The 22,501-nt window shown below is 66.0% G+C and carries 24 protein-coding genes; 11 read left to right on the top strand and 13 right to left on the bottom strand.

Annotation, left to right across the window (positions count from 1 at the left end):
* Positions 1-4: 4 nt before the first annotated feature.
* On the bottom strand, positions 5-703 hold the full coding sequence (locus H3H36_RS10995) for a TetR/AcrR family transcriptional regulator (RefSeq protein WP_182217335.1): 699 nt from the start codon (positions 701-703) through the stop codon (positions 5-7).
* Positions 704-848: 145 nt separating this feature from the next.
* On the opposite strand from H3H36_RS10995, the gene H3H36_RS10990 reads away from it, so the two are divergent.
* A complete protein-coding gene (locus tag H3H36_RS10990) occupies positions 849-2,351 on the top strand; it encodes a flavin-containing monooxygenase (RefSeq protein ID WP_220459715.1) in 1,503 nt (500 codons plus the stop codon).
* A 48-nt stretch (positions 2,352-2,399) separates the two neighbouring features.
* On the opposite strand, the gene H3H36_RS10985 is transcribed toward H3H36_RS10990, so the two are convergent.
* Entirely contained in the window at positions 2,400-4,352 is a 1,953-nt protein-coding gene (locus H3H36_RS10985) for a putative bifunctional diguanylate cyclase/phosphodiesterase (RefSeq protein ID WP_182217333.1), read from the bottom strand.
* Positions 4,353-4,488: 136 nt separating this feature from the next.
* Positions 4,489-5,139 (bottom strand): GIN domain-containing protein, encoded by a 651-nt coding sequence (locus tag H3H36_RS10980; RefSeq protein ID WP_182217331.1) that lies wholly within the window; start codon positions 5,137-5,139, stop codon positions 4,489-4,491.
* A 279-nt stretch (positions 5,140-5,418) separates the two neighbouring features.
* Between H3H36_RS10980 and H3H36_RS10975 the strand changes: the two genes are divergently transcribed.
* From H3H36_RS10975 to H3H36_RS10950, 6 genes are all read left to right on the top strand, one after another.
* Complete coding sequence (locus H3H36_RS10975) at positions 5,419-6,120, top strand: methyltransferase (RefSeq protein WP_182217328.1); 702 nt, start codon at positions 5,419-5,421, stop codon at positions 6,118-6,120.
* Complete coding sequence (locus H3H36_RS10970; RefSeq protein WP_182217325.1) at positions 6,117-7,355, top strand: sulfotransferase family protein; 1,239 nt, start codon at positions 6,117-6,119, stop codon at positions 7,353-7,355. Before H3H36_RS10975 ends, H3H36_RS10970 begins: the two co-directional genes overlap by 4 nt.
* Complete coding sequence (locus H3H36_RS10965; RefSeq protein ID WP_182217654.1) at positions 7,250-8,290, top strand: arginase family protein; 1,041 nt, start codon at positions 7,250-7,252, stop codon at positions 8,288-8,290. The genes H3H36_RS10970 and H3H36_RS10965 overlap by 106 nt, the downstream gene beginning before the upstream one ends.
* Positions 8,291-8,412: 122 nt before the next feature.
* Positions 8,413-8,874, top strand: a complete 462-nt coding sequence (locus H3H36_RS10960) for a GNAT family N-acetyltransferase (RefSeq protein ID WP_311196624.1) — start codon at positions 8,413-8,415, stop codon at positions 8,872-8,874.
* 94 nt (positions 8,875-8,968) lie between these two features.
* Entirely contained in the window at positions 8,969-9,748 is a 780-nt protein-coding gene (gene blaOXA, locus H3H36_RS10955; protein ID WP_182217323.1) for a class D beta-lactamase, read from the top strand.
* 117 nt (positions 9,749-9,865) lie between these two features.
* Positions 9,866-10,102: a hypothetical protein gene (locus H3H36_RS10950; protein WP_182217321.1), complete on the top strand. Its 237-nt coding sequence runs from the start codon at positions 9,866-9,868 to the stop codon at positions 10,100-10,102.
* Between the two features lie 15 nt (positions 10,103-10,117).
* Here H3H36_RS10950 and H3H36_RS10945 read toward each other — a convergent pair whose 3' ends face one another.
* The 4 genes from H3H36_RS10945 to H3H36_RS10930 all read right to left on the bottom strand — a co-directional run bounded on the left by H3H36_RS10945 (position 10,118) and on the right by H3H36_RS10930 (position 14,314).
* Positions 10,118-10,888 carry a ParA family protein gene (locus H3H36_RS10945; protein WP_182217319.1) on the bottom strand — a complete coding sequence of 257 codons (771 nt, stop codon included), beginning with the start codon at positions 10,886-10,888 and terminating at the stop codon, positions 10,118-10,120.
* Between the two features lie 117 nt (positions 10,889-11,005).
* Entirely contained in the window at positions 11,006-12,226 is a 1,221-nt protein-coding gene (locus H3H36_RS10940) for a TIGR04552 family protein (RefSeq protein WP_182217316.1), read from the bottom strand.
* 273 nt (positions 12,227-12,499) lie between these two features.
* On the bottom strand, positions 12,500-13,657 hold the full coding sequence (locus H3H36_RS10935; protein WP_182217313.1) for an iron-containing alcohol dehydrogenase: 1,158 nt from the start codon (positions 13,655-13,657) through the stop codon (positions 12,500-12,502).
* A 216-nt stretch (positions 13,658-13,873) separates the two neighbouring features.
* A complete protein-coding gene (locus tag H3H36_RS10930; protein WP_182217311.1) occupies positions 13,874-14,314 on the bottom strand; it encodes a nuclear transport factor 2 family protein in 441 nt (146 codons plus the stop codon).
* A gap of 203 nt (positions 14,315-14,517) precedes the next feature.
* On the opposite strand from H3H36_RS10930, the gene H3H36_RS10925 reads away from it, so the two are divergent.
* Positions 14,518-15,372, top strand: a complete 855-nt coding sequence (locus H3H36_RS10925) for a GNAT family N-acetyltransferase (RefSeq protein WP_182217309.1) — start codon at positions 14,518-14,520, stop codon at positions 15,370-15,372.
* Between the two features lie 79 nt (positions 15,373-15,451).
* Positions 15,452-15,988, top strand: coding sequence for a DUF2058 domain-containing protein (locus H3H36_RS10920; RefSeq protein ID WP_182217306.1), 537 nt, complete (start codon positions 15,452-15,454; stop codon positions 15,986-15,988).
* A gap of 13 nt (positions 15,989-16,001) precedes the next feature.
* Here the strand turns inward: H3H36_RS10920 and H3H36_RS10915 are convergent, their stop codons facing one another.
* The 5 genes from H3H36_RS10915 to H3H36_RS10895 form a co-directional block, all read right to left on the bottom strand.
* Positions 16,002-16,640, bottom strand: a complete 639-nt coding sequence (locus H3H36_RS10915) for a TetR/AcrR family transcriptional regulator (RefSeq protein WP_182217304.1) — start codon at positions 16,638-16,640, stop codon at positions 16,002-16,004.
* A 52-nt stretch (positions 16,641-16,692) separates the two neighbouring features.
* On the bottom strand, positions 16,693-17,481 hold the full coding sequence (locus tag H3H36_RS10910) for an SDR family NAD(P)-dependent oxidoreductase (protein ID WP_182217301.1): 789 nt from the start codon (positions 17,479-17,481) through the stop codon (positions 16,693-16,695).
* 162 nt (positions 17,482-17,643) lie between these two features.
* A complete protein-coding gene (locus H3H36_RS10905; protein WP_182217299.1) occupies positions 17,644-18,024 on the bottom strand; it encodes a GFA family protein in 381 nt (126 codons plus the stop codon).
* A gap of 76 nt (positions 18,025-18,100) precedes the next feature.
* On the bottom strand, positions 18,101-19,831 hold the full coding sequence (locus H3H36_RS10900) for a bifunctional protein-serine/threonine kinase/phosphatase (protein ID WP_182217296.1): 1,731 nt from the start codon (positions 19,829-19,831) through the stop codon (positions 18,101-18,103).
* Between the two features lie 55 nt (positions 19,832-19,886).
* The gene (locus H3H36_RS10895; RefSeq protein WP_182217294.1) at positions 19,887-20,708 is read right to left on the bottom strand and encodes a formate/nitrite transporter family protein; all 822 of its coding nucleotides are present in this window, start codon (positions 20,706-20,708) and stop codon (positions 19,887-19,889) included.
* 638 nt (positions 20,709-21,346) lie between these two features.
* On the opposite strand from H3H36_RS10895, the gene H3H36_RS27325 reads away from it, so the two are divergent.
* On the top strand, positions 21,347-21,469 hold the full coding sequence (locus tag H3H36_RS27325) for a hypothetical protein (protein WP_255461829.1): 123 nt from the start codon (positions 21,347-21,349) through the stop codon (positions 21,467-21,469).
* On the top strand, positions 21,470-21,814 hold the full coding sequence (locus H3H36_RS10890; protein WP_311196623.1) for a phosphate-starvation-inducible PsiE family protein: 345 nt from the start codon (positions 21,470-21,472) through the stop codon (positions 21,812-21,814).
* 287 nt (positions 21,815-22,101) lie between these two features.
* Here the strand turns inward: H3H36_RS10890 and H3H36_RS10885 are convergent, their stop codons facing one another.
* The gene (locus H3H36_RS10885; RefSeq protein WP_182217292.1) at positions 22,102-22,464 is read right to left on the bottom strand and encodes a hypothetical protein; all 363 of its coding nucleotides are present in this window, start codon (positions 22,462-22,464) and stop codon (positions 22,102-22,104) included.
* Between the last annotated feature and the right edge of the window lie 37 nt (positions 22,465-22,501).

Below are 22,501 nucleotides of genomic sequence, written 5' to 3'. Positions count from 1 at the left end.
CATCTCAGGTGCTCCGGCGGCGGGTGGCAGCGGGGGGAATCGGCGCGGCGGGGCCCTGCCAGACGGCTGCCGTGGCCAGGCCCATGGCCAGCAGGTTTTTCACCAGCACGGTGCGCGCCGGCTTGAAGTCGGCCAGCGCCCAGTTCTTGGCCGTCTGGTAGATGGCGCCCAGCAGCGCGCCCGACAGCAGGCGCGGCGACAGGCCGTTGGCCGGCCTGGCCGGCAAATCGGCGCAGATCACCTGTTCGATCAGGTCGGTGGACAGGTCCAGCCGGTGGCGGTAAGTGGCGTTGGCCGCCTCGCTGGCGCCCTCGATCTCCATCAGCACCAGTCGCGCGCGCGCCTTGTCGGCCGCCACGGCCGCCAGGTAGGCGTCCAGCGCGGCCAGCATGCGGTCATGCGGATTGGGCGCGGCGCGCGCCACCTTGGCCGTCACCTTGGCCAGGATCGTGTCGGCCGCCTCGTTGTAGGCGCTGCACAACAGTTCATCGAAATTGCTGAACGATTCGTAGAAATAGCGCTCCGTCAGCCCCGCCTCGGCACACAGCATCTTGAGCGTCGTGTGATGGTAGCCGTGGGTGCCGAAGCAGTGGATGGCGGCCGCCAGCAGGCGCTGGCGGCGCTCGCTCACGCGCTGTTCATTGCTGGCGCCACGGTACACCCGCTCGCCCTTGGCCGCTTCCGCCGCCGTCGTGATTTTCATCTTGCCGCTCATGTCGTCGCGCTCTCATTGGTTTGACATCGTCCAATGTCACTATCGGATCTATGTTGACATTGAATAATGTCAATTGTAAAGTCATTTTACTGACATTGAGTAATGTCAGATAACGATAACTGGAGGCGGCGACATGGAGACGATGGCAAGCGGCGAGGGTGTGGACAACGGGCCCGTACCGGTTCTGGAAGTGGCCGTGATCGGCAGTGGCTTTTCCGGCCTGTGCATGGGCATCAAGCTGCGCGAGGCGGGCATCAGCAATTTCGCCATCCTGGAGAAGGACGCCGTGTTCGGCGGCACGTGGCGCGTGAACCACTATCCGGGCGCGGCCTGCGACGTGCCCAGCCACCTGTATTCGTTCTCGTTCGCCCAGAACGCGGACTGGAGCCGCAAGTTCCCGGCCCAGGCCGAACTGCTGCGCTACACGGAGCACATCGCCCGCCACTACGGCCTGATCGAGCGCATCCGTCTGGGCACGGCCTTGCTGGCGGCCGACTACGACGCTGCCAGCGGCTGCTGGCAGCTCACCACCAGCGGCGGCCAACTGACGGCGCGCAACCTGGTGATCGCCACCGGCGCCCTGTCGCGCCCGGCCATGCCGACCGTGCCGGGACTGGAGAACTTTCGCGGCAAGGTGTTCCACTCGGCCCACTGGGATCACGACTACGACTTGCGCGGCAAGCGGGTGGCCGTGATCGGCACGGGCGCCAGCGCCATCCAGTTCGTGCCCGTCATCGCCGGCCAGGTGGCGCAACTGGACCTGTACCAGCGCACGGCGCCGTGGGTGCTGCCCCGGCCCGACCGCGCCATCACGGCCGTGGAACGGTGGCTGCTGCGCCGGGTCAAGCCGCTGCAGGCGCTGTACCGGGGCCTGACCTATGTGCGCTACGAAGCGCGCCTGCTGGCCTTCGCCAAGTGGCCGTGGCTGATGCGGGCCGTGGAGTGGCACGCGCGGCGCCACATCGCGCGCCAGATCCCGCACGACGCGGCGCTGCGCGCCAAGGTCACGCCCACTTACCGGGCCGGCTGCAAGCGGCTGCTGCTGTCGAGCGATTACTATCCGGCCCTGGCCCGCTCCAACGTGGCCGTGATCACGGACGGCATCGCCGAAGTGCGGGCCGGCAGCGTGGTGGGGCGCGATGGCCGCGAGCGGCCGGTGGACGCCATCATCTACGGCACCGGCTTCGACGTCGAGCACGCGCTGGGCCCGGTGGCCGTGCGCGGGCGCGACGGCGTGCTGTTGAGCGAGGCGGCGCGCGGCGGGCTGGAAGCTTACAAGGGCGCGGCCATCGCCGGCTTCCCCAACCTGTACATGATCATCGGCCCCAACACTGGCCTGGGCCACAACTCCATGATCTACATGATCGAGGCCAATGTGCGCTACGTGGTGCAGGCGCTGGCGCTGCGCCGCGCGCGCGGGCTGCGCGCGGTGGAAGTGCGGGCCGACGCCAGCCGCCGCTACAACGACCAGTTGCAGCGGCGCCTGCGCGGCACCGTGTGGAGTTCCGGCTGCAAGAGCTGGTACCTGACCAGCGGCGGCCGGAACAGCACGCTGTGGCCGGGCTTCACCTTCGAGTATCGCCGCATCACGCGCCAGTTCGACAGCGCCGCCTACCGGCTCGACGGCGCGGCCTGAATCCGGCCCATGGCACGGGTGGGGCAGTGGCGGCCCGCGGCCGGCGCATCACGCCGCGTCGGCGGGCGCCGGCGCGCCGGGCGCCGGCGCCGGCGGAACGCCGCCCGCCGCCAGTCGCGCCAGCAGCGCCTCCACCGGCGCCGCGCGCCCGTACAGGTAGCCCTGCATGCAATGGCAGTGGTGGCCGATCAGGAAGTCGGCCTGGGCCTGGGTCTCCACGCCCTCGGCCACCACCCGCAACTTCAGGTGGCGCGCCATGTCCAGGATGGTCTGCACCAGCGCGCCGCTGCCCGCGTCATGCGGCGCGTCCGTCACGAAGCTGCGGTCGATCTTCAGTTCGTACAGCGGCATGCGGCGCAGGTAGGCCAGGCTGGAATAGCCGGTGCCGAAATCGTCGATGGAAAAGCGCAGTCCCAGCGCGGCCAGCGCGTGCATGCGTTCGATGGTGGCGTCCATCTTCTCGACCAGCAGCCCTTCCGTCACTTCCAGCACCAGCATGCTGGCCGGGGCGCCGCTGGCGGCCAGCGTGGCGCGCACCTGCTCGACGAAGCCGGCCTGGCGGAACTGGCTGGGACTGACGTTGACGGACAGGGTCAGCATGTGGCCGGCCCGCGCCAGCCGCAGCGCGGCGGCGCAGGTCTGCTCCAGCGCCCACTGGCCCAGCTGCAGGATCAGGCCCGACTCTTCGGCCACGGGAATGAACACGGACGGCGGCACGGCGCCGCCGCCGGGCAGCGGCCAGCGCATCAGCATTTCCGCGCCCACGGTGCGGCCGTGGCGGTCCACCTGGGGCTGGGCGTGCATCTCCAGCCGGCCCGCCGCCAGCGCGGCGGCCAGGTCGCGTTCCATGTCGAGCCGGCGTTCCACGTCCGTCTGCATGGCCGTCTCGTAGAACGCGACGCCGTTGCGGCCGTCGGCCTTGGCGCGGTACATGGCCGTGTCGGCCTCGCGCAGCAAGTCGAGCGCGTTCTGGCCGCTTTGCGGCAGCAGCGTCACGCCGATGCTGGCCGAGCAGCTGTAGCGCTGGCCGTCGATCTCGAACGGGGTGGCGATGGCGGCCCGGATCTTGTCGGCCACCGTGCGCGCGGCCAGCGTGGCCGCCTCCAGCGCGACGGCCAGGTGCGGCAGCACGACGACGAATTCGTCGCCGCCGATGCGGGCCACCGTGTCGGCCTTGCGCATCAGCGGCAGCAGCCGTTCGGCCACGGCCCGCAGCAGCGCGTCGCCGGTGCCGTGGCCGCGCGCGTCGTTGATGAACTTGAAGCGGTCCAGGTCGATGAACAGCACGGCGCTGTAATGGCGGTCGCGGGCGCTGGCGGCCAGCAGCGTGTCGATGCGGTCGATCAGCAGGCGCCGGTTGGGCAGGCCGGTGAGCACGTCGTAGAACGCGAGACGGTGGATGTCATCGTTGACGGCCACCAGGTGGTTGCGGCTTTGTTCCAGCGAGGCCGCGCTGGCGGCCAGTTCGTCGAGCGAGCGGGCCAGGTGGCGCAGCAGCACGGCGCACGACAGCGTGAGCACGGCGGCGATGAACAGGAAGTTGAGGGCGATGATGAACGAGCGCAGCATGCCGTAGGCGGGCAGGCCCATCACCTGCAGGCCGGCGTCGGCCCGGTAGCCCAGGGCCAGCACGGTGGCCGTGGTCAGCGCCAGCATGCACAGGGCGCTCCGGAAACCCAGCAGCAGCGCGGCCAGCACGGGTATGGCCAGCAGGTAGATCTGGCTGATGGGGCCGACCTTGAGCAGCAGGCCCACGCCCACCACGTAGATCACGGCCAGGAAGTGCCACACGCGCGTGGCGTAGGGCAGGCGCCGCAGGCGCCAGATGGCGCCGATCCAGACGATGGCGCCGACGTCGATGGTGGCGATCAGCCAGATGCCTTCGCGCGCGGCCAGCAGCGCGCTGGGGATGGCGGTGGCCACCCCCAGCACGAACACGATCAGCAGCAGGCGCGCGAGGATTTGCGCGCGCCAGTGCGCGAGGGCGGCGGGCGCAGCCACGGTATCGGCCTCCAGGGTATGCGGACGGGAGCTTCACTTTCGCTACCGATGGTACTGGCAAACGCCCGGCATGTCACCATGACAATTGTCCCGGTTGACCTCGCTTGTGGGCGCGTGGTGGGCGTGCGCCCGCCCCTCAGTCGCCGGCGCTGACGCTGCCGATGCCCTGCACCGACTTGTTGATCACGCGCGGGTGGCCGTAGTAGGACAGCGAGCCCATGCCGCGCGCGATGGCGTTCAGGGTGTCGCGCGCATACACGCTGACGGCGCCCACGCCCTCGAAGTTGACGTCCACCCGCTCGGCCTGCAGCGCGTGGGTGTCGACTTCGCCCACGCCCTTGGCGGCCAGCCGCAGCAGCTTGACCTTGCCGTTGGCCACCAGGTGGCCGGCGCCCAGGTAGCTGACGTCGAGCCGTTCGCCGGCCACCCGGTTCACGATGGTCTCGCCGGCGCCTTCCACCTTCAGCCGGCTCAGCGAGGGCAGGTTGATGGCCACGTGCGGATGGCCGTTGCTGGCCTGGCCGCCGTGGCGCTCGGGCAGCGAGATGGTCAGCTCGTTCTGCACCACCTCGGTCTTGAGCTGGGACACGAAGTCGTCGCTGCCGCTGACGGTCACCGATTGCGGCTGGCCCACGTTGACCGTGATGCTGATCGGCCCCTTGCAGTTGATGGCGATGAATGGCGCCAACTGGCGCACGCTGTCGGCGGCGCCGGCCGGTGCCGGCAGCAGCGACAACGGGACCAGCACGGTGGCAAGCAGGGGCAGGGACAGGGACAGGCGGCACATGGAACGCTCCTTGTTGGGTACAAATACAACATTATTGTTATGGCATCCAGCCATTGTACGGCGTGCCTGTGGCGCCGGGGCGCGCGCTGCGACGAAGCGCGCCTTTGGCGGGATGAACGGCCGTCACTTGCAAAAAGTATGTTGCTGTTTAGCTACGTTTTCATGTTATTTTAAAACTAATCGGCATTTCGGCGCGGGCGCCGCCTTGGCTATACTCGACCTGGCCGGGCCGGCGCTGCTCACTTCTGTTTCACTAGTTACCCACTGCGAAGGAATGACATGGAACACGTACACGCTGCAGGCTTGTCCCAGATCGACCGTTGGCAAAAGAACCGCCAGAAGGCGTTCAAGGCCATCCCGCCCGAGGGGCGCATGATCAAATACCTGGGCAAACAATTCATGGTCTACCCCGGCACGTTCTGGCCATTCACGGACAGCCAGCCGCTCGTGCGCCAGCTGCAGGTGGACCCCGGCGACGCCGTGCTCGACGTGGGCACGGGCTCGGGCGTGATCGCCGTGCACGCCTGCTACGCGGGCGCGGGCCGGGTGCTGGCGCTGGACGTGAACCCGTCGGCGCTGCGCAGCGCCACCTACAACGCGGCCTTGCACGGCTTCGAGGACGTGATGGAAGTGCGCGAATCGAATTTGTTCCAGAACGTGGGCGACGAGCAGTTCGACGTCATCACGGCCAACCTGCCGTTCCGCGACAAGCCGGCCCACGACGTGGTGGCCCGTTCGCAGTGGGACACCAATTTCGAAACCAACACCGGCTTCTTCGAGCAGGTGGGGCGCTACCTGAAGCCGGGCGGGCGCATCTACTTCGCCCAGGCCAGTTTCGGCGCCATCGCGCAGACCCGCAAGCTGGCCGAAGCCAACGGCTACAGCGTGCGCGAACTCGACAGCGCGGCCGCCGACAAGGCCGAGATGAAAAAATTCTTCGTGTACCTGATCCAGCGCGCCGCGCCGGTTCGGCCCGCATGAACGGGCTGATCGACGCTGTCAATTCGATCCGCGCCGTGGCGCCGTCCGAGCTGGGCGGCGCCGTGCGCCAGGTGGCCGTGATCCTCACCAGCCCACGGTCCGGCTCCAGCCTGCTTACCAGCGTGCTGGCGCGCCACCCCGGCATCGCCACGCTCGATGGCGAAATCGAACCCTACCTGGCCCTGACCGGCAACGGCTTTGGCTATTCCAGCAACAGCGACGCCATCGGCACGCTGGCCAACCGGGCTGCCCTGGCCGATTGCGTGCTCGACGACCTGACCGTGGCCGATAACGGCCCGCCCGACCTGGACCTGATCAAGCGGCGCTGGCGCAACCGGCTGCTGCTGCAATTTCCGTCCGTGTTCGCCCAGCCGTCCGAACTGCGCCGGCTGGGCCAGTCGCTGGACGAGGCCGTGACGGCCAGCGCGGCCCAGCGCTGCGGCGGCGAGCGGGCCTGGCAGGAATACGTGCTGGGCAAGGTGTTCCGCCACGACGGCTGGCGCATGGCCTATTACGACGGCATGGCGCGCGACGGCGCGGCCGGCGGCTTCGACGTGCCGCTCAAGCTCGAGGAGCCGCCATTCGTGATGCCGCGCCACCAGCGGCGCCCGTTCGGGGCCGATGACGCGGCCAGCAAGGTGTTGCTGTTCAAGACCCCGCCCGACGTCTACCGGCTGGGCCTGTACCGCCAGCTGTTCCCCAACGCCGACATCAAGTACATCCACCTCACGCGCGGCTACGCCCAGGCCGTCAACGGCCTGATCGACGGCTGGCAGTCGCCGGTGGGCTTCTTCTCGCACGACCTGCGCTGGGCCGGCGTGGACTTGCGCATCGTCGGCTACACGGACGTGCTGCCGTTCGGGCGGCGCTGGTGGAAGTTCGACCTGCCGCCCAACTGGCGCCAATTCACGGCCGCGCCGCTGGAGCAGGTGTGCCTGAACCAGTGGCTGTCGCCGCACCGCGCCGTGCTGGAAGCGGGCGTGCCGGCGCTGCGCTTGCGTTTCGAGGACTTCCTGGCCGACCCGGTGGCCGCCATGGGCCGTGTCACGGGCTACCTGGGCTTGCCGCCCATGGCCATGCAGGCGCAACTGCCGGTGACCATGGCCACCGAGCAGCCGGCCCGCCAGCGCTGGCGCAAGCGCGAGCAGGCGCTGCTGGCGCTGGGGCGCCAGGGCGAGGTGGCGGCCATGATGGACGCGCTGGACTACGGCATGGACCCGGAGGGCTGGCTATGAAGCGGCGCCTGCTCGTGCCTTTCCTGATGGGCCAGCGGCGCGACGGCCTGGCCCGCGTGTGTGAACTGGACCGCCACGACTGGCAGGTGGTGCAGGTGGACGAATGCCAGGCCACCACCATCGCCGACCGCGGCGAGCAGATGCGCAGCATGGGCAAGGTCTATGGCCGGCTGGCGGCGGCCGTGCGCGACATCGTGCGGGCCGGCGACATGCCAGTCAGCATCTCGGGCGACTGCGTGTCGTCGCTGGGCATGCTGGGCGGGCTGCAGCAGGCTGGCCGCCCGCCCGAGCGCATCCTGTGGCTGGACGCCCATGGTGACTTCCACACCTGGAACACCAGCCAGACCCGCTACCTGGGCGGCATGCCGCTGGCCATGCTGGTGGGCCGGCCCGACCGCCGGCGCGACAACCGCGACGCCATCGGCGCGCTGCGCTCGGCCGTGGGCGTGACGCCCTTCCCCGAGCAGCGCATCGTGCTGTCGGACGCGCGCGACCTCGACCCCGGCGAAGCCGAAGCGGTGGCCGCCTCGGGCCTGGTCCAGTGCGAAATCGGCGCTATCCTGCGCCACCTGTCGCCGGCCGAACGGCTGTACGTGCACTTCGACACGGACGTGATCGATGCCGAGGCCCAGATGCCGGCCTTGAAATACCACGTCAAGGCCGGGCCCAGCCTGGCGGACATGGGGGCGCTGTTCCGCGCGCTGCGCGGCTACAACATCGTGGCCGTCTCCGTGTCGGCCTGGCACGAGGAAAAGGACGTGGAGAACCGGGCCGCGCTCGCTTGCCTGGAACTGCTGCGCGAACTGGACCCGGTGCCGGACGCGGCGGCGCCGCCCGATCGCGAGCCGGCGCCGCCCATGCTGCGCGCGCTCACGCCGGAACAGTGCACGTTGCCGGCGCCGCATGGGGCATGGGAAGGGGTGTCGGCCAGCTAGCGTCTGGCCCTGGTCCGCGCCACCTTGGCGGGATGTGGTAATTTGCGTATTTTCAACATTGATCAAGATGCTATCCTGTGCGCCCCTGGCCGCGTGCGGCCGCAAACGGAGCAGATGATCACGTGACCGACGCAGCCACACCGCTATTCCGCCAGGCCCGTGCGGCCGACATCGCCGCCATGTCGGCCATACGCCTGAGCGTGACTGAAAATGCCCTGTCCAACCCGGCCCGCATCACGGAGCGGATGTATCGCGATTACCTGGCAGCGCTGGGCCGCGGCTGGGTGGTGGAAATGGACGGGGCCGTCGTCGGATTCTGCTACGCCGACAAAACGGACTGCTCCATCTGGGCCCTGTTCATCGCGCCGGGACACGAGGGCCGGGGCTATGCCAAGGCCTTGCTGCGGCTGGCCGTTGACTGGCTGTTCGCGCTGGGCGCGGACCAGGTGCGCCTGAGCACCGGCGCCGGCACGCGGGCCGAGCGCTTCTATGCCACGCAAGGCTGGACGCGCGAACTGGCCGACGACCAGGACGTGTTCTTCCGGCTGGCGCGGCCCGCCACGCCTATGCGCCGCGCGGCGTGAGGCCGGCCGCATTGGCCAGCCTTACCTGTGGCCACCCGCGCCGCGGTGCCGCATGGCGCGGGCCGGTCCCTGCACACTGTTTAGTAGGAATTCAATGAGATTGCTGAAAGTCGCGGCGCTGGCCGCCTGTTCCTGGTCTGTCATCTGCGCGGCCAACGCGGCGGAAATCTGTACCGCGATCGCGAACGTCGAGCGTGGCGATGTCGTGCTCGAACGTGGCGCCTGCCAGGAGCGCGTGACGCCGGCCTCCACGTTCAAGCTCGCCATCAGCCTGATGGGCTATGACGCCGGCTTCCTGCAGGACGAACTGCATCCCGTGCTGCCCTACCGCAAAGGCTATGTCGACTGGCGCGCGTCGTGGTTGCACCCGACCGAGCCGACCAAGTGGATGCGCGATTCCGTGGTCTGGTATTCGCAGCAGATCACCACGGCGCTGGGCAAGGACCGTTTCGCCGCCTACGTCAGGCAGTTCCAGTACGGGAATGCCGACGTCACGGGCGATGCGGAAAACGATGGCTTGACCATGTCCTGGATCGGCTCGTCGCTGCGCATTTCGCCGCTGGAGCAACTGGCGTTCTTGCGCAAGCTGGTGAACCGCCAGTTGGGCGTGAGCCAGCACGCCTACGACATGACGGCCGCCATCACGCACTACGAGATAGCGCCCGACGGCTGGGACATCCATGGCAAATATGGCGCCGCGTCCGGCTATGGCTGGTATGTCGGCTGGGCCGCCAAGGGCGCTCGCACGGTCACGTTCGCGCGCCTGATCCGTAAAGAGAAAACCGATCCGCAAGAAGTGCCGGCCGGCGTGCTGGCGCGCGACGCCTTCATCGCCGAGTTTCCGGCGCTGATGGCCAGGCCGACGCGCGGATGACTTTCGGGCCGCCGGCGCGGTATGCTGTGGTTAACGAAACCTTGCGCTGAGCGGCGCTGTGGCGCATGGACGGTGTCGTGGCCAGTGGCCGCGCCTGACACTTCCGGGAGAATGACTATGCCCTTCAAAAACATTGATGGCTATGAAGTCGAGTGCACGGGGGAATTGCTGGAGGGGACCAAGCTGTGGGGCGCCTATGTGTGCATCAACGCACCGTCGAATAACCCCATGCACATGCATACCATCTATCCCAAGCGGCGCGTGTCGGTGGAACTGACGTTGGCGGACCGGGCCGCCGCCGAGGCGGAGGCCGAACGCGCGGCGGCGCGCATCTTGCAGGAACTGCGCCCCTAGCGCGTTCCTGGCGCGTCACGCCGCCTGCAATTCCTCGTACAGGGCCAGGAATTCCTGGCTCAGCTTGTGGCGCGCGTCCAGGTGGATCATGGGCAGGTTGCGGTCGTGCGATTCGCGGATGCGGATCGAGCTCGACAGCTTGTTGTCCAGCACCGGCAAGCCTTCCTCCTTGAGTTCGTCCACGAGGCGCTGCGGCAGCAGGGCGCGCGGCTGGAACTGGTTGACGACGATGCCTTCGATCTCCAGCCCCGGATTGTGGTCGGCCTTGATCTCGGCCACGTTGTTGATCAGCGTGTACAAGGCCTGGCGCGAGAAGTCGTCGCAGTCGAACGGGATCAGACAGCTGTCGGCCGCGATCAGGGCCGACTGGGTGAAGAAGTTGTAGGCCGGTGGCGTGTCGACGAAGATTTCATCGAAGTCCTTGCTCAGTTCGTTGAGCGTGTCGCGCAGCTTGTAGATTTTGTGGCGCGATTCCAGCTTCGATTGCAAGTCGCCCAGTTCCGGATGGGCCACCATCACGGACAGGTTCTCGAACGGCGTTTCGTGCACGTACTGGCTGGCCGCCTTGGCGAACATGGAAAAACTCAGCAGCTGCTCGAAATAGGCGCCCATGGTGGGCGCCACGTCGTCGGCCGCCTGGCCCAGCAGGTAGCGGCTGGCATTGCACTGTGGATCTATGTCGATCAGCAAGGTTCGCTTGCCCTGGTGTGCCGCGATGGCGGCCAGGTTCACCGCAATGGTCGATTTACCGACGCCGCCTTTCTGATTGAAGATCACACGTTTCATCTGCTGGTCCATGAGTGGATGGGAATGCAACGATTCTAGCATGGTGCGATGCAGCAACGAATGCTGCGGCGATCCTGCATGTAGCAATTTGATCACACCGGCGCTGCGCGCCGCGCGTCAATGTGCCAGGGCGGTGATGGGGGCGGAGCCGGCGGCCACCGGGCTGGCTTCGGGCGCCGTGGCGGCCAGCGGCGGCTGGCAGGCCGCGATCCAGTCGTGCAAGGCCCGTCCCAGCACGCGCAGGCGGGCCGTTTCCACCTGGCGCCGCTTGTACGCCTCGTGGCTGGCCGGGCCGCTCAGGCTGCGCTCGTGGCTGGCCTTGTCCATCAGCTGGATCTCGTATTCGAAGAAGAACCCTACATCGTAATTGCCGATGTCGGCGCCCGGGTCCGGCTGCAAATGGATCATCTTGCGCACCGTGACCTGGATGCTGTTGAAGCCGGCGCCACTGTGCGGGTTGTCGCTGCGCGTCTGCGGCTTGGCCAGTTGTGCCATTTCCTCGTCCATGCGCTGCAACAGCTGTTCCGGGTAGCCGTCGCTGTGCTCGAGCACGGCACGGTACTTGCTGAACACTTGCTTGGCCGCCTCCAGGTCGAGCAGGGTGTTGCGGGTGCGCTGGGCGTCCACGTTGGTGACCGACAGCAGGTGGGCGCGCTGCAAGGTGCGCAGCGCGAGCAGGCATTCGAAGCGGGTGTTGAAGATCAGCCGCACGCCCAGGTGGTCATAGATGTCGGCCGCCAGGTAGCCGGCTTTCTGGAGCAGCTTGAGCAGGATGCTGTGGCGGCCCTTGTTGTTCTTGCGCTCGAACTGCAGCAGCGGCAGGCACACTTCGCCGTCCGTGAGGAAGTGGTGACCGCTGTCGTCGCAATGGATCACCTCGTCCAGGCTGGCAAACACCTGCTCGCGGATGGTGGAAAAGTGGCGCAGCTTGAGGTTGTTCTCGAGGTAGAAAATGCCGTGCATGACCTTGAGCACGGCGCACGACCACATGCGCAGCAAGTCCGAATGTTGGCCCCGCATGGAAGCGTACACCAGCAGTTGCAGCGGATCGTCGGGCGCGGCCACGGCGGCCGGAATCAGCTGGGCCTGGCTCGGTTCGAGGAAGGTGTGGATGATGAAATCGACCGCCTCGCGATGCACGCGGGCGATGTGGGCCGGGGCGGCCGGCTGGTCCAGGTCGAAGCCGTATTCGCGCACGAACTGGCGCGCGTCATGCAGGTTGCGCAAGGCCAGGGCGCCCAGGTCGATCGCCGACACGCCGTTGGCGATCGCGTTCAGATAGCTCCAGTTGAGCGAAAACTTGTGCTTACTTTTGAGCGAGGCGCGTAGTTCTGTCATGGCACGCGGGCAGGAAGCAACAATCTGCCCCACCGCGCCAGTCTCCATGGCACTGGTGGGGGCATCGACTTGCATACGACTTGCCATATGCGCGTCCATTTCAGTATTGCAGCCTGCCGTGCGGCAGTCAATCTAACCGACGAACAACTTATATTGCCCCGCACAAAAATCGGGGACGTAACGCGGTTTTCCCTGAGAGAAAAACCGTGTTACGTCCCCGATTTTGCTTTGAGGATAAATCGTGTTACGTCCCCGTTTTTTACGTTCCCGTTTTCACAGGGCGTGCTGCAGGATGGCGCGGCTGACTTCCAGCGTGACGTCGCGCCGTTCACCGAGCTTGCTCATGCCGTGCGCTTCCAGCTGGGCCAGCACGGCTTCCACCGCCTCCTGGCCCAGGCCGTAGTCAGCCAACCGGGTGGGGATGCCCACGCTTTCGAAGAAGGTGCGGGTGCGCTCGATGGCGGCGTCGATGCGCTCCTCCTCGCTGCCGGCCGTGATGCCCCACACGCGCGCGCCGTACTGCAGCAGCTTGTCGCGCTTGCTGTCGCGCCGCACGTGCAGCAGGGCCGGCAGCACGATGGCCAAGGTGCGGGCGTGGTCGATGTTGTAGAGCGCCGTCAGTTCGTGGCCGATCATGTGGGTGGCCCAGTCCTGCGGCACGCCGGCGCCGATCAGGCCGTTCAGGGCCAGCGAGGCGGCCCACATCAGGTTGCTGCGGGTGTCGTAGTCGTCGGGCGCGGCCAGCGCGCGCGGCGCGATCTCCACCAGCGTTTGCAGCAAGCCTTCGGCGAAACGGTCCTGCGGCAGCGCTTGCGCCGGGTAGGTCAGGTACTGCTCCGTGGTGTGGACGAAGGCGTCCACCAGGCCGTTGGCCACTTGCTTCACGGGCAGGGTGTAGCTGCGGGTCGGGTCCAGGATGGAGAACTTGGGGAACAGGTGTTCGCTGCGGAATGGCTGCTTGGTGTGGGTCGCCTTGCGCGTGACGACGGCGCCGTTGTTCATTTCCGAGCCGGTGGCCGGCAGCGTCAGCACGGCGCCGAACGGCAGCGCGCGCTGGACCACGGCGCCGCGGCTGCTGGCCACGTCCCAGGCGTCGCCGTCGTACACGGCGGCGGCGGCCACGAACTTGGTGCCGTCGATGACGGAACCGCCGCCTACGGCCAGCAGGTAGTCGAGCCGTTCGGCCCGTACCTGGGCGATCGCGCCTTGCAGCGTCTCGAAGCTGGGATTGGGTTCGATGCCGCCGAATTCATGCACCACGCGCCCGGCCAGCGCGGCCCGCACGTCGGCCAGCGTGCCCGTTTTTTCAGCGCTGGCGCCGCCGTACAGCAGCAACACGCGGGCCGTTTCCGGCACCAGCCGCGACAGGGTGGCCGTGGTGCCGGCGCCGAACACGATTTTGGTGGGGTTGTAATACTCGAAATTCAACATGGTGAGGTTCCTGAAGGCGTGGACTAAGTCAGTGCGCCATGCGCGGCCAGTGCGCGCGCGGCACGGGCAGTGTAGCAGGTGGGCGTCTTCAGCGTGCGGGGTGCGGCGAAACGGCCAGGGCCCAAGGCGGGGGCCGGGCGATCGGGGCCAGGACGGACGCGGCGCCGGGCGGACCGTGGTGGCCCGCGCCGGCGCCGGTAGTGGCGCGCGTTGCCGTCAGTGGTGCAGCGGCATGCTGGCGGCGGCGCCCGTCAGTTCGGGATGGAAGGCGCGGTCGCCAGGCGCCGTGTCCCAATAGGCACGGAAGCGGGCCACCTTGCCGTCCTTCAGGCTGAACACGTGGACCCAGGGGTTGTCGAACCGGCGCCCGGTGGGCTTGGCGATCCAGGTGGCGTCGCCGGTGACGACCACCGTGTCGCCCTCGGCGATGAACTGGCGCGGCTGGAAATAGATGGTCTGGACCGCCGCGTCCAGCCTGGCGAAGAATTGGGCGATGCCTTGCTTGCCGTGGTAGCTGCCGGCATAGGGCGTGTATTCGGAATCGGGACTGATCCATTCCGCGTCGTCGTGGTACAGCTCCATCAGCTTGCGGATGTCGCCGCTCTGGAACAGCTGGTAGCCTTGCATCACCAGTTGCTTGTTCTGTTGTGCATTCATGGCGTCTCTCCTGATCGTCGTCCGCCCCGCGACAGTCGCGGATGGTCGTGTCGGGAGTGTCCGATCAGATCAGCCTAGTTCGCCGGGGGCCAATGTCAAGGCGTGTGGCCGGGCGGACTGTGATGAGGGCGTGCGGCCATAGCGCCGCAGCGTGAATTGGCCTACAGTGAGGACTTGAGTGATGCACGCCACAGGAGCGCAGGATGACGCCCGAACCCATGTTGATCCGTCCCATGCACGCGCAGGAGCTGGACACCGTGCTGGACTGGGCGGCCGATGAAGGCTGGAATCCTGGCCTCAACGACGCCGCCTGCTTTCATGCGGCCGATCCGGGCGGCTTCCTGCTGGGCGTGGTGAACGGCGAGCCAGTCGCCAGCATTTTCGCGATTCAATACGGCACCACCTTCGGCTTCATCGGCGGCTACATCGTGCGGCCCGCATGGCGCGGGCGGGGACACGGCATGGCCCTGTGGCGGGCCGGTATGGCGCGGCTGGCGGGGCGCAACGTGGGCCTGGACGGCGTGCTGGCGCAGCAGGGCAATTACACCAAGTCCGGCTTCCAGTTGGCCCACCGCAATATCCGCTACGAGGCGTATGGCCGGCCCGGCGTGGACAATGAGGCCGTGCCGCTGGCGTCGCTCCCGATTGACGCGGTGCACCAGTATGACCGCGCCTGCTTCCCGGAGCAACGCAGCCGTTTTCTGCAATGCTGGATTACGCAGCCGGACTGCATCGCCGTCGGCATTCCGGGCGCAGCGGGCGGGCCGGGCGTGGCCGCCTATGCCGTGCTGCGGCCGTGCCGCAACGGCTACAAGATCGGCCCCCTGTTCGCCGACACGGCGGTGCAGGCCGAGACCTTGTTCCTCAATCTGCTGGGCCAGGTGACGCCGGGCGCGCCCGTGTATCTCGACGTGCCCGAGGCCAACCCGGCCGCCATGTCGCTGGCCGCGCGCCACCAGCTGCGGCCCTGCTTCGAAACGGCGCGCATGTACACCAAAGGCCAGCCGGCCATGGACATGGCGCGCCAGTACGGCATCACGACGTTTGAGCTGGGCTAGCGCCAGTTTGCTATGCTAGCGCCTTTGCGCCGGCCGGCGTTTGGGTCCGGCTGGCGTTCCCATAGACGGAGTGGTAAGCATGGTTTCCTTGCAGGAGCAGTTGTTAAAGGCCGGCCTGGTCGACAAGAACAAGGTCAAGAAGGTCAACCAGGACAAGAGCAAGCAGAAGAAAGAGGAGCGCCGCACGGGCACGCAGAGCGTGGACGAGGCGCGCCTGGCCGCGCTGGAAATCCAGCGCAAGAACGCGGAGCGTGCGCGCGAACTGAACGCGCAGCGCGACGAGGCGGCCACGCAGAAGGCCATCTACGCACAGATCGTGCAGATGGTGCAGAAGAACCGCCAGAACAAGGGCAAGGGCGACATCGCCTACAACTTCACCCATGGCAGCAAGATCGAGCGCATCTACGTGTCGGCCGACGTCCGTGAGCACCTGGTGGCGGGCCGTCTGGTGATCGTGTGCCTGGGCGATGCGGTGGAGCTGGTGCCGCGCGTGATCGCCGACAAGATCGCCGAGCGCGACGCGTCGCTGGTGGTGCGTGTCAGCAAGAGCAGCACGGCCGTCGATGAGGACGATCCTTACGCCGCCTTCCAGATTCCCGACGATCTGATGTGGTGACGGGCTGGCGCGGTCAGTTGAACGCGGCCGACCACAGCCGCTCGATGGCCGCTTCCAGTTCGGTATGAAAATCCCGTTGCAGCACTTGCAGCGCCGGTTGCTGTAACAGCGGGCGCAGCGCGTCGGGAAAGTCGAGCGCCTGCCACAGCCCCAGGGTCAGCGCATAGGTTTGCAGCAGCAGGGTGGCGCCCCAGCCGGGCGCGCGCGTGCCGCGTTCCAGCAGGGCGCCGGCCTGCGTCATCCCTTGCGCCAGGTTCAGCTTGAAGCGCTGCATGGCTTCCAGCGGCAGGTTCTTTTCCAGCACGGTGTTGCCCAGCGCGGCCAGTTGCAGCAGGTCGCCGCTGTCGCGCACCAGTTGCGTGTAAGCCCGCGCGAAGCGGGCCGCCGTGCCGGGCTGGTCCATGTCCAGCGCCGTCAGCAGCGGCGCCAGCGCCGCGAACAATTGCGCGAAGCTGTCTTCCAGCAGGGCGACGAAGATTTCTTCCTTGGTGCGGAAATACAGGTAGACCGTGCCCTTGGCCAGGCCCGCCGCGCTGGCGATATCGGCCACGGGCGGCAGGGCGTTGCGCTCGCGGTAGAGCTGGTGGGCGGCGTCGAGCAGCACGCGGCGGCGCTGCTCCCGGTGTTGCTCGGTCAGGACGGGGCGTCCCATGGGTTTCCTTAGCGTTAAATGGCTCCGGATTCTACAACGAATCGGTCGTGTCTCAGTTCTTCATCAACTGGTAGGCGACACGGCGTTGCGCCATGCGCGGCATGAGGCGGTTGCCCAGCACCGTGAGTGCGTTCAGCCAGCCCGGCACGATGGAGGCGCGGCCCCGGTCGAGCGCGCGCAGGCCGATGTGCGCCACGGCCGCGCTCTTCATCATCAGCAGGCGCTGGTACAGGGTGGCGCGCTGGCCGGACACGTCCAGGAAGCCGGTGGCGGAAATGCCGGGCGACAGCACGGTGACGGTGACGCCCTTGCGCTTCAATTCTTCGTGCAGCGCCTCGCCGAACAGCAATACGTAAGCCTTGGTGGCCGCATAGGCCGCATAGGTCGGCGTGGCCTGGTAGGCGCCGATGGACGACACCAGCAGGATCTTGCCACGGCCGCGCTGCGCCATGTCGTTGGCGAAGGCGTGGGTGAGCTCGGTCAGCGCCACCATGTTCAGTTGCATCATGTCGAGCGTGCGGGCCAGCGGCTGCTCCAGGAACGGGCCCCACAAGCCATAGCCGGCGTTGTTGATCAGAATGTCGATGCGGATGCCGCGCGCGTCCAGCGTGGCCTTGAGCGCGTGGGCCGCGCCCGGCTGGGACAGGTCCACGCTTTCAATCTCGCTCACGGTGCCGTGCTGGCTGGCCAGTTCGCGGGCCAGCGCCTGCATCGGTTCAGCACGCCGTGCCACCAGCACCAGCTTCGCCCCGCGCGCCGCCAGCAGGCGCGCGAAATCCACGCCGAAGCCGCTCGATGCGCCCGTTACCAATGCCCATTGTCCGGTCAGATCCTGTCTCATCGCCACTCTCCACGGTTAAATGACTGAAGGTCATAATATGGCTAGTTTAATGACTGGCGGTCAGTTGTCAACCGATGGGCTGAGAGGAGGGGTACTAAAATGCGGGCAGGGGAAGCGAACTTCCCCGCCGCCGGGAGGTGGATGATGAGCGAGGCGGCGCCGTCAGCGCTTGGGCAGCCAGGCCGGTTTGTTGTCCGTATGGAGCTCACGCTCGACAGGGCCGTCGTAGGGCGGCTCCAGCGTGCCCAGGGTGATCGCGATGCGGTCCGGCGCCTGGGTGCTGCGCCAGAACAGGGTGGAGCCGCACACGCTGCAAAAGCCGCGCCGGCCATGGTCGGACGAGGCGTATTCCGTCACCAGTCCGGCGCCCCGCTCGATCGCAAAGCCGGCGCTGGCGACGTTGGCGTAGGAGCCCGATGCCGCGCCATGCTGTTTCTGGCACATGGTGCAGTAGCAATGGCTGGCGTCGCGCACGGGCAGGGCGGCCCGGTAGGCCACGCCGCCGCACAGGCAGCTTCCGTGCAAATATTGCGGGTCACTCATCTGCGTGTTCTCCTGTTGCTGGCTGGATCGTATGGTCGGTGGCGCTTAATGTTATCAGAACCATACGATGGGCGCGTCAGTGTCCCCGGAAGGCCAGGCTCAGCAGCAGTGCGCTGGCCAGCACGAACGACATCCCTTTCCAGAACGCCAGCGGGTGGCGCTCGATCAATGGCAGGCGCTGGCGGCCGAGGAAGGCCCGGTTCGGCTGCTCCAGGTCGTACAGGAATTCGGCCACGTCGTCGTAGCGCCGCAGCGGGTCCGGGTGCACCGCTTTCTTGATGGCCTCGTCGACCCACGGCGGCACGTCGCGGTTGCGTTCCGGGGCCGGGTCATAGCGCAGCTTGCGCTGGGCCGCGCGGGTGCGGGCCTTGGGCACCTCGACGCCGTAGGGCAGTGTTCCCGTCAGTATCTGGTAGACCAGCACGCCCAGCGCATAGATGTCAGAGCGCGCGCTGCCATCTTCGCCGAGGAAATATTCCGGCGCCGTGCATTGCAGCGCGCCGGGCAAGCCGGCCTGTTCGGCGGGGCCGCAAAACTCGCTGATGCCGGCCACGCTGGCGGCGCCCAGGTCGATGATGGTGACCATGCCGGCGCCGTCGATCATGATGTTCTCCGGGCGCAGGTCCTGGTGCACCATGTCCAGCCGGTGCAGGGCGCGCAAGCCTTTCGCCACCTGGCCGACGATGCCGCGCACCATTGGCAAGCCGGGCCGGGGGTGGTCCTGCAGCCATTGCGCCAGGGTCTGGCCCTCGATGAATTCGGTCAGCACATAGAGGAAGTTGCGCGTGCGGCCGAGCACGACCGGCTTGAGCACGTGCGGGCTGTGGATGCGGCGTGCCACCCATTCCTCCATCAGGAAGCGTTCGATATAGGCCGGATCGTTCTGCAGGTCGATGGCAGGCGCCTTGATGACCAGGTGCTGCCCGCTGTCGGGGTCGTGCGCCAGGTAGATGTGGCTGCGGCTGCTGCCGTGCAGTTCGCGCACGATCTTGTAGCCGTCGAACATCTGTCCGGGCTCCAGCAATGGCGGGAAGGGCAGCATGGCGTAGCGCCGCACCAGCTCGTTGACCTCGGGGCTGGGCAGCGCGTCGATGCGCACCAGCTGCACGGTCAGGTTGTCCGGGCTGCCGCGCCGGTAGGCTTCTTCGACGATGGCTTGCGCGGCCAGGTCCAGCTGCTGCGGCGTGGCGGTGATGGCGGCGGCGATGGCGGCGCCGTCGACGTATTCATAGACGCCGTCCGTGGCCAGCACGAACAGGTCGCCCGCTTCGACGGGCACGGTGCGGTAATCGATGTCGAGCTGGCTGTCCACGCCCAGTGCGCGGCTCAGGTAACTCTGTTGGGGCGAGACCTGGATGCGGTGGTCGACCGTCAGCTGTTCCAGCGTGGCGCCGTGCAGGCGGTAAATGCGGGTGTCGCCGACATGGAAGATGTGCGCCGTGGCCGACTTGATGACCATGGTGCTCAGCGTGCACACATAGCCCTGGTCCTTGTCGTAGCGGCCGCGCCCTTGCTGGGTCTGCGCGTAGAGCCAGGAATTGGTGGCCGCCAGCACCCGTTCGGCCGCGGTCTTGACGCTCCACGCGTCGGAGGTGCAGTAGTAGTCGTCCAGAAAGCCGGTCACGGCGAACTGGCTGGCGACCTGGCTGACATCGCTGCCGCTGATGCCGTCGGCCAGCGCGATGGCGATGCCCTTGTGGCCCAGTTGCGCGCCGCTGGCATGGTAGATGCCGTGAAAATCCTGGTTGACGTCCTTGCGTCCCTTGCAGGAGAACTGGCCGGCGGAAATGGTGAGTTGCTTGGACATGAAAGGGGATGCGCGCGGGCGGCGTTGGCGCCGGCCCGCGCGGCATGCGGCAGGCTCAGGCTGCCTTCTTGAGCGCGCGCTTGGGCAAGGTCTTGACGTGGGTAGTGTACAGGGTGAGGCCGGTGAAGGACAGGCCGCCCACCAGGTTGCCCAGCACGGTCGGGATCTCGTTCCAGATCAGGTAATCGAGGATGGAGAAATGACCGCCCATCAGCATGGCCGACGGGAACAGGAACATATTGACCACCGAGTGCTCGAACGCCATGGCGAAGAACAGCATGATGGGCATCCACATGGCGATCACCTTGCCGCTGACGGAGGTGGAGATCATGGCGCCGACCACGCCTGTCGATACCATCCAGTTGCACAGCATGCCGCGCACGAACAAGGTCAGCATGCCGTAGGCGCCGAATTTGGCGTAGCCCAGCGTGCGCGCCTCGCCGATGCCGGCGATGGTCATGCCGACCTTGCTCGGCTCGGTCTGGAAGCCGTTGGTAAACACGATGGCCATCAGCACGGCCACCGTCAGCGCGCCGAGGAAGTTGCCGACGAAGATGACGCCCCAGTGCTTGAACACGGCGCGCAGCGTGACGCCGGGGCGCTTGTCGAGCCAGGCCAGCGGGGTCAGGACCAGTACGCCGGTCAGCAGGTCAAAGCCCAGCAGGTACAGCATGCAGAAGCCGACCGGGAACAGGATCGCGCCCACCAGCGGGATGCCGGTCTGCACCGAGCAGTGGACGGCGAACACGGCCGACAGCGCCAGGATGGCGCCAGCCATGTAGGCGCGAATCAGTGCATCGCGGGTGGCCATGTAAATCTTGGACTCGCCCGCATCGACCATTTTGGTGACGAACTCTGAAGGTGCCAGGTATGCCATGTTGTTCCCTATCCTTAAATTATTATGTGATCAGTAAAGTATTTCGCGGTGCGGATACACTTCCTACGATCACCAAGCAATAGTTGGGCCTATTGGAATTGCGGCGGTTCCGGGCGCCGCGACGGTGCGGCGACGCATTGTTCTGGCGCGCGCGAGCGCGTCATGCACCATGGCGGGCCCGGCTGCATTGTTGTGGTGCGGCGGTGGGCATGTCTGCCCTGCGCCGTGTAAACAACAACGCCGATCCGCATAGATCGGCGCGTCGGTTTGAATATTCTTGGTGGTCCAGCGCGGAATCGAACCACCGACACAAGGATTTCAATTATTCTCTTCAGAAAGGTAGGCTGCTCGTAAACTTCTCCTGCAGTTACCGTATATCATGCAGCGGCATCATGAGCTTTCTCAAACCAGCGTCAAAATTCCTCGATTGATGAATGCATCGCGCTGTAATCGCAGTAAAATCGGTTGACCGAACGACGTCCTTGACGAGCGCCCATGCAGAACTCGCCGGGTGTGGCGCGAGGTAGGACCGGGCATTCAACGTACCAACCAGAAGCAGCTGGGTCACCCCATATCACGTCATAAAAACTGAAGACGCGATCCCAAGTGTTCAGCCAATTCGTTACGAAAGCCAACACGTGAACGAGCCTGACAAACGAACTGCTCATTTTGACGATGCCTTTATCGGTTGGCTGAGAGAATCCATCCGCTGGGCGGTACGCGCGCTGTCTGTTCTCATGATGCTGGTGATTTGGTGGTGAGTGGCGGACGTGATATATGAGTTGTACGAGCGCATGAGCGCGCATCCGTACATGTTGCTCAACATCAGCGACATCTTGGCTACCTTCGGAACGTTCATGGCGGTGCTAATCGCTATCGAGATATTCATCAACATCGTCAGCTACCTGCGCGAAGATGTGATCCATATCAAGATTATGCTGTCGACCGCCTTCATGGCTGTCGCGAGAAAAGTCATCGTGCTCGACTATAAAGAAACCGGGGCAGACTATGTCTATGCCACCGCCGCATTGATGCTCGCCTTAAGTGTGGCTTACTGGCTGGCTGTCGTGAGAAACCCAAGTAAGGCGCAACATGGAGAGTTATAGTCCCAGGGGAAGCGCTGGTGATCGATCTCACGCCTCGATCAGCTTAATCGCTTGACTTTCTATGATTATCGTCGGGCACGTTAAGAAAATAATCTGCGCGATGCCTGCGGATGCCTGTGGGCTCTGTTAATTCCAGCGTGTTTCGAACCGAAGAGCTCGATCATGTGGCAGCCACGATGGCCTGAACTGACGACAGTATTTCGTGAGATCATTTGCGCCCCGAGCGCCCGTGACGCCAGCCCCGTGTCCGGCTGAGTCGATTTCCGGAAAAGGCCGCTGATCGCGGGTCATCGATCAACTGTGGGGGAGTGCTTGTTTTGACACGGGGACAAAGGGTTGAGAAATGGCCGCAAACCCAGTAACCATGCGGCATAGCGACCAATTTCCTTACTGAGAACGTTTTGGCACGGAATGCTCAAAATTGAGTGAATTGTGCTGACTTTTGCTCTTTTTTTGACACCTCTACGGTACTTCTTCGCTAAAGAACGAGCGGGCATGTAAAGCGGCTCGTTCGCGCTGGCCTTGCGTTGAGTTGCAGATAGGCAGGTAAGCCAAGCCTTCTTGGCTTGCATGGCGCCGTAGCCTACAGCGTTATCCATCATACCCATCAGCAAATTTAAAGCGGAATTTTGATCTTTTCGTATGTTCATTGCAAAATTGCTTCCCTTAAAGCAACAATTTTAGCAA

Source organism: Rugamonas fusca (genome assembly GCF_014042365.1).
GTDB lineage: Bacteria > Pseudomonadota > Gammaproteobacteria > Burkholderiales > Burkholderiaceae_D > Rugamonas > Rugamonas fusca.
Note: the sequence above shows the minus strand (reverse complement) of the source record. Positions and strands in the feature narration are given on the sequence as shown.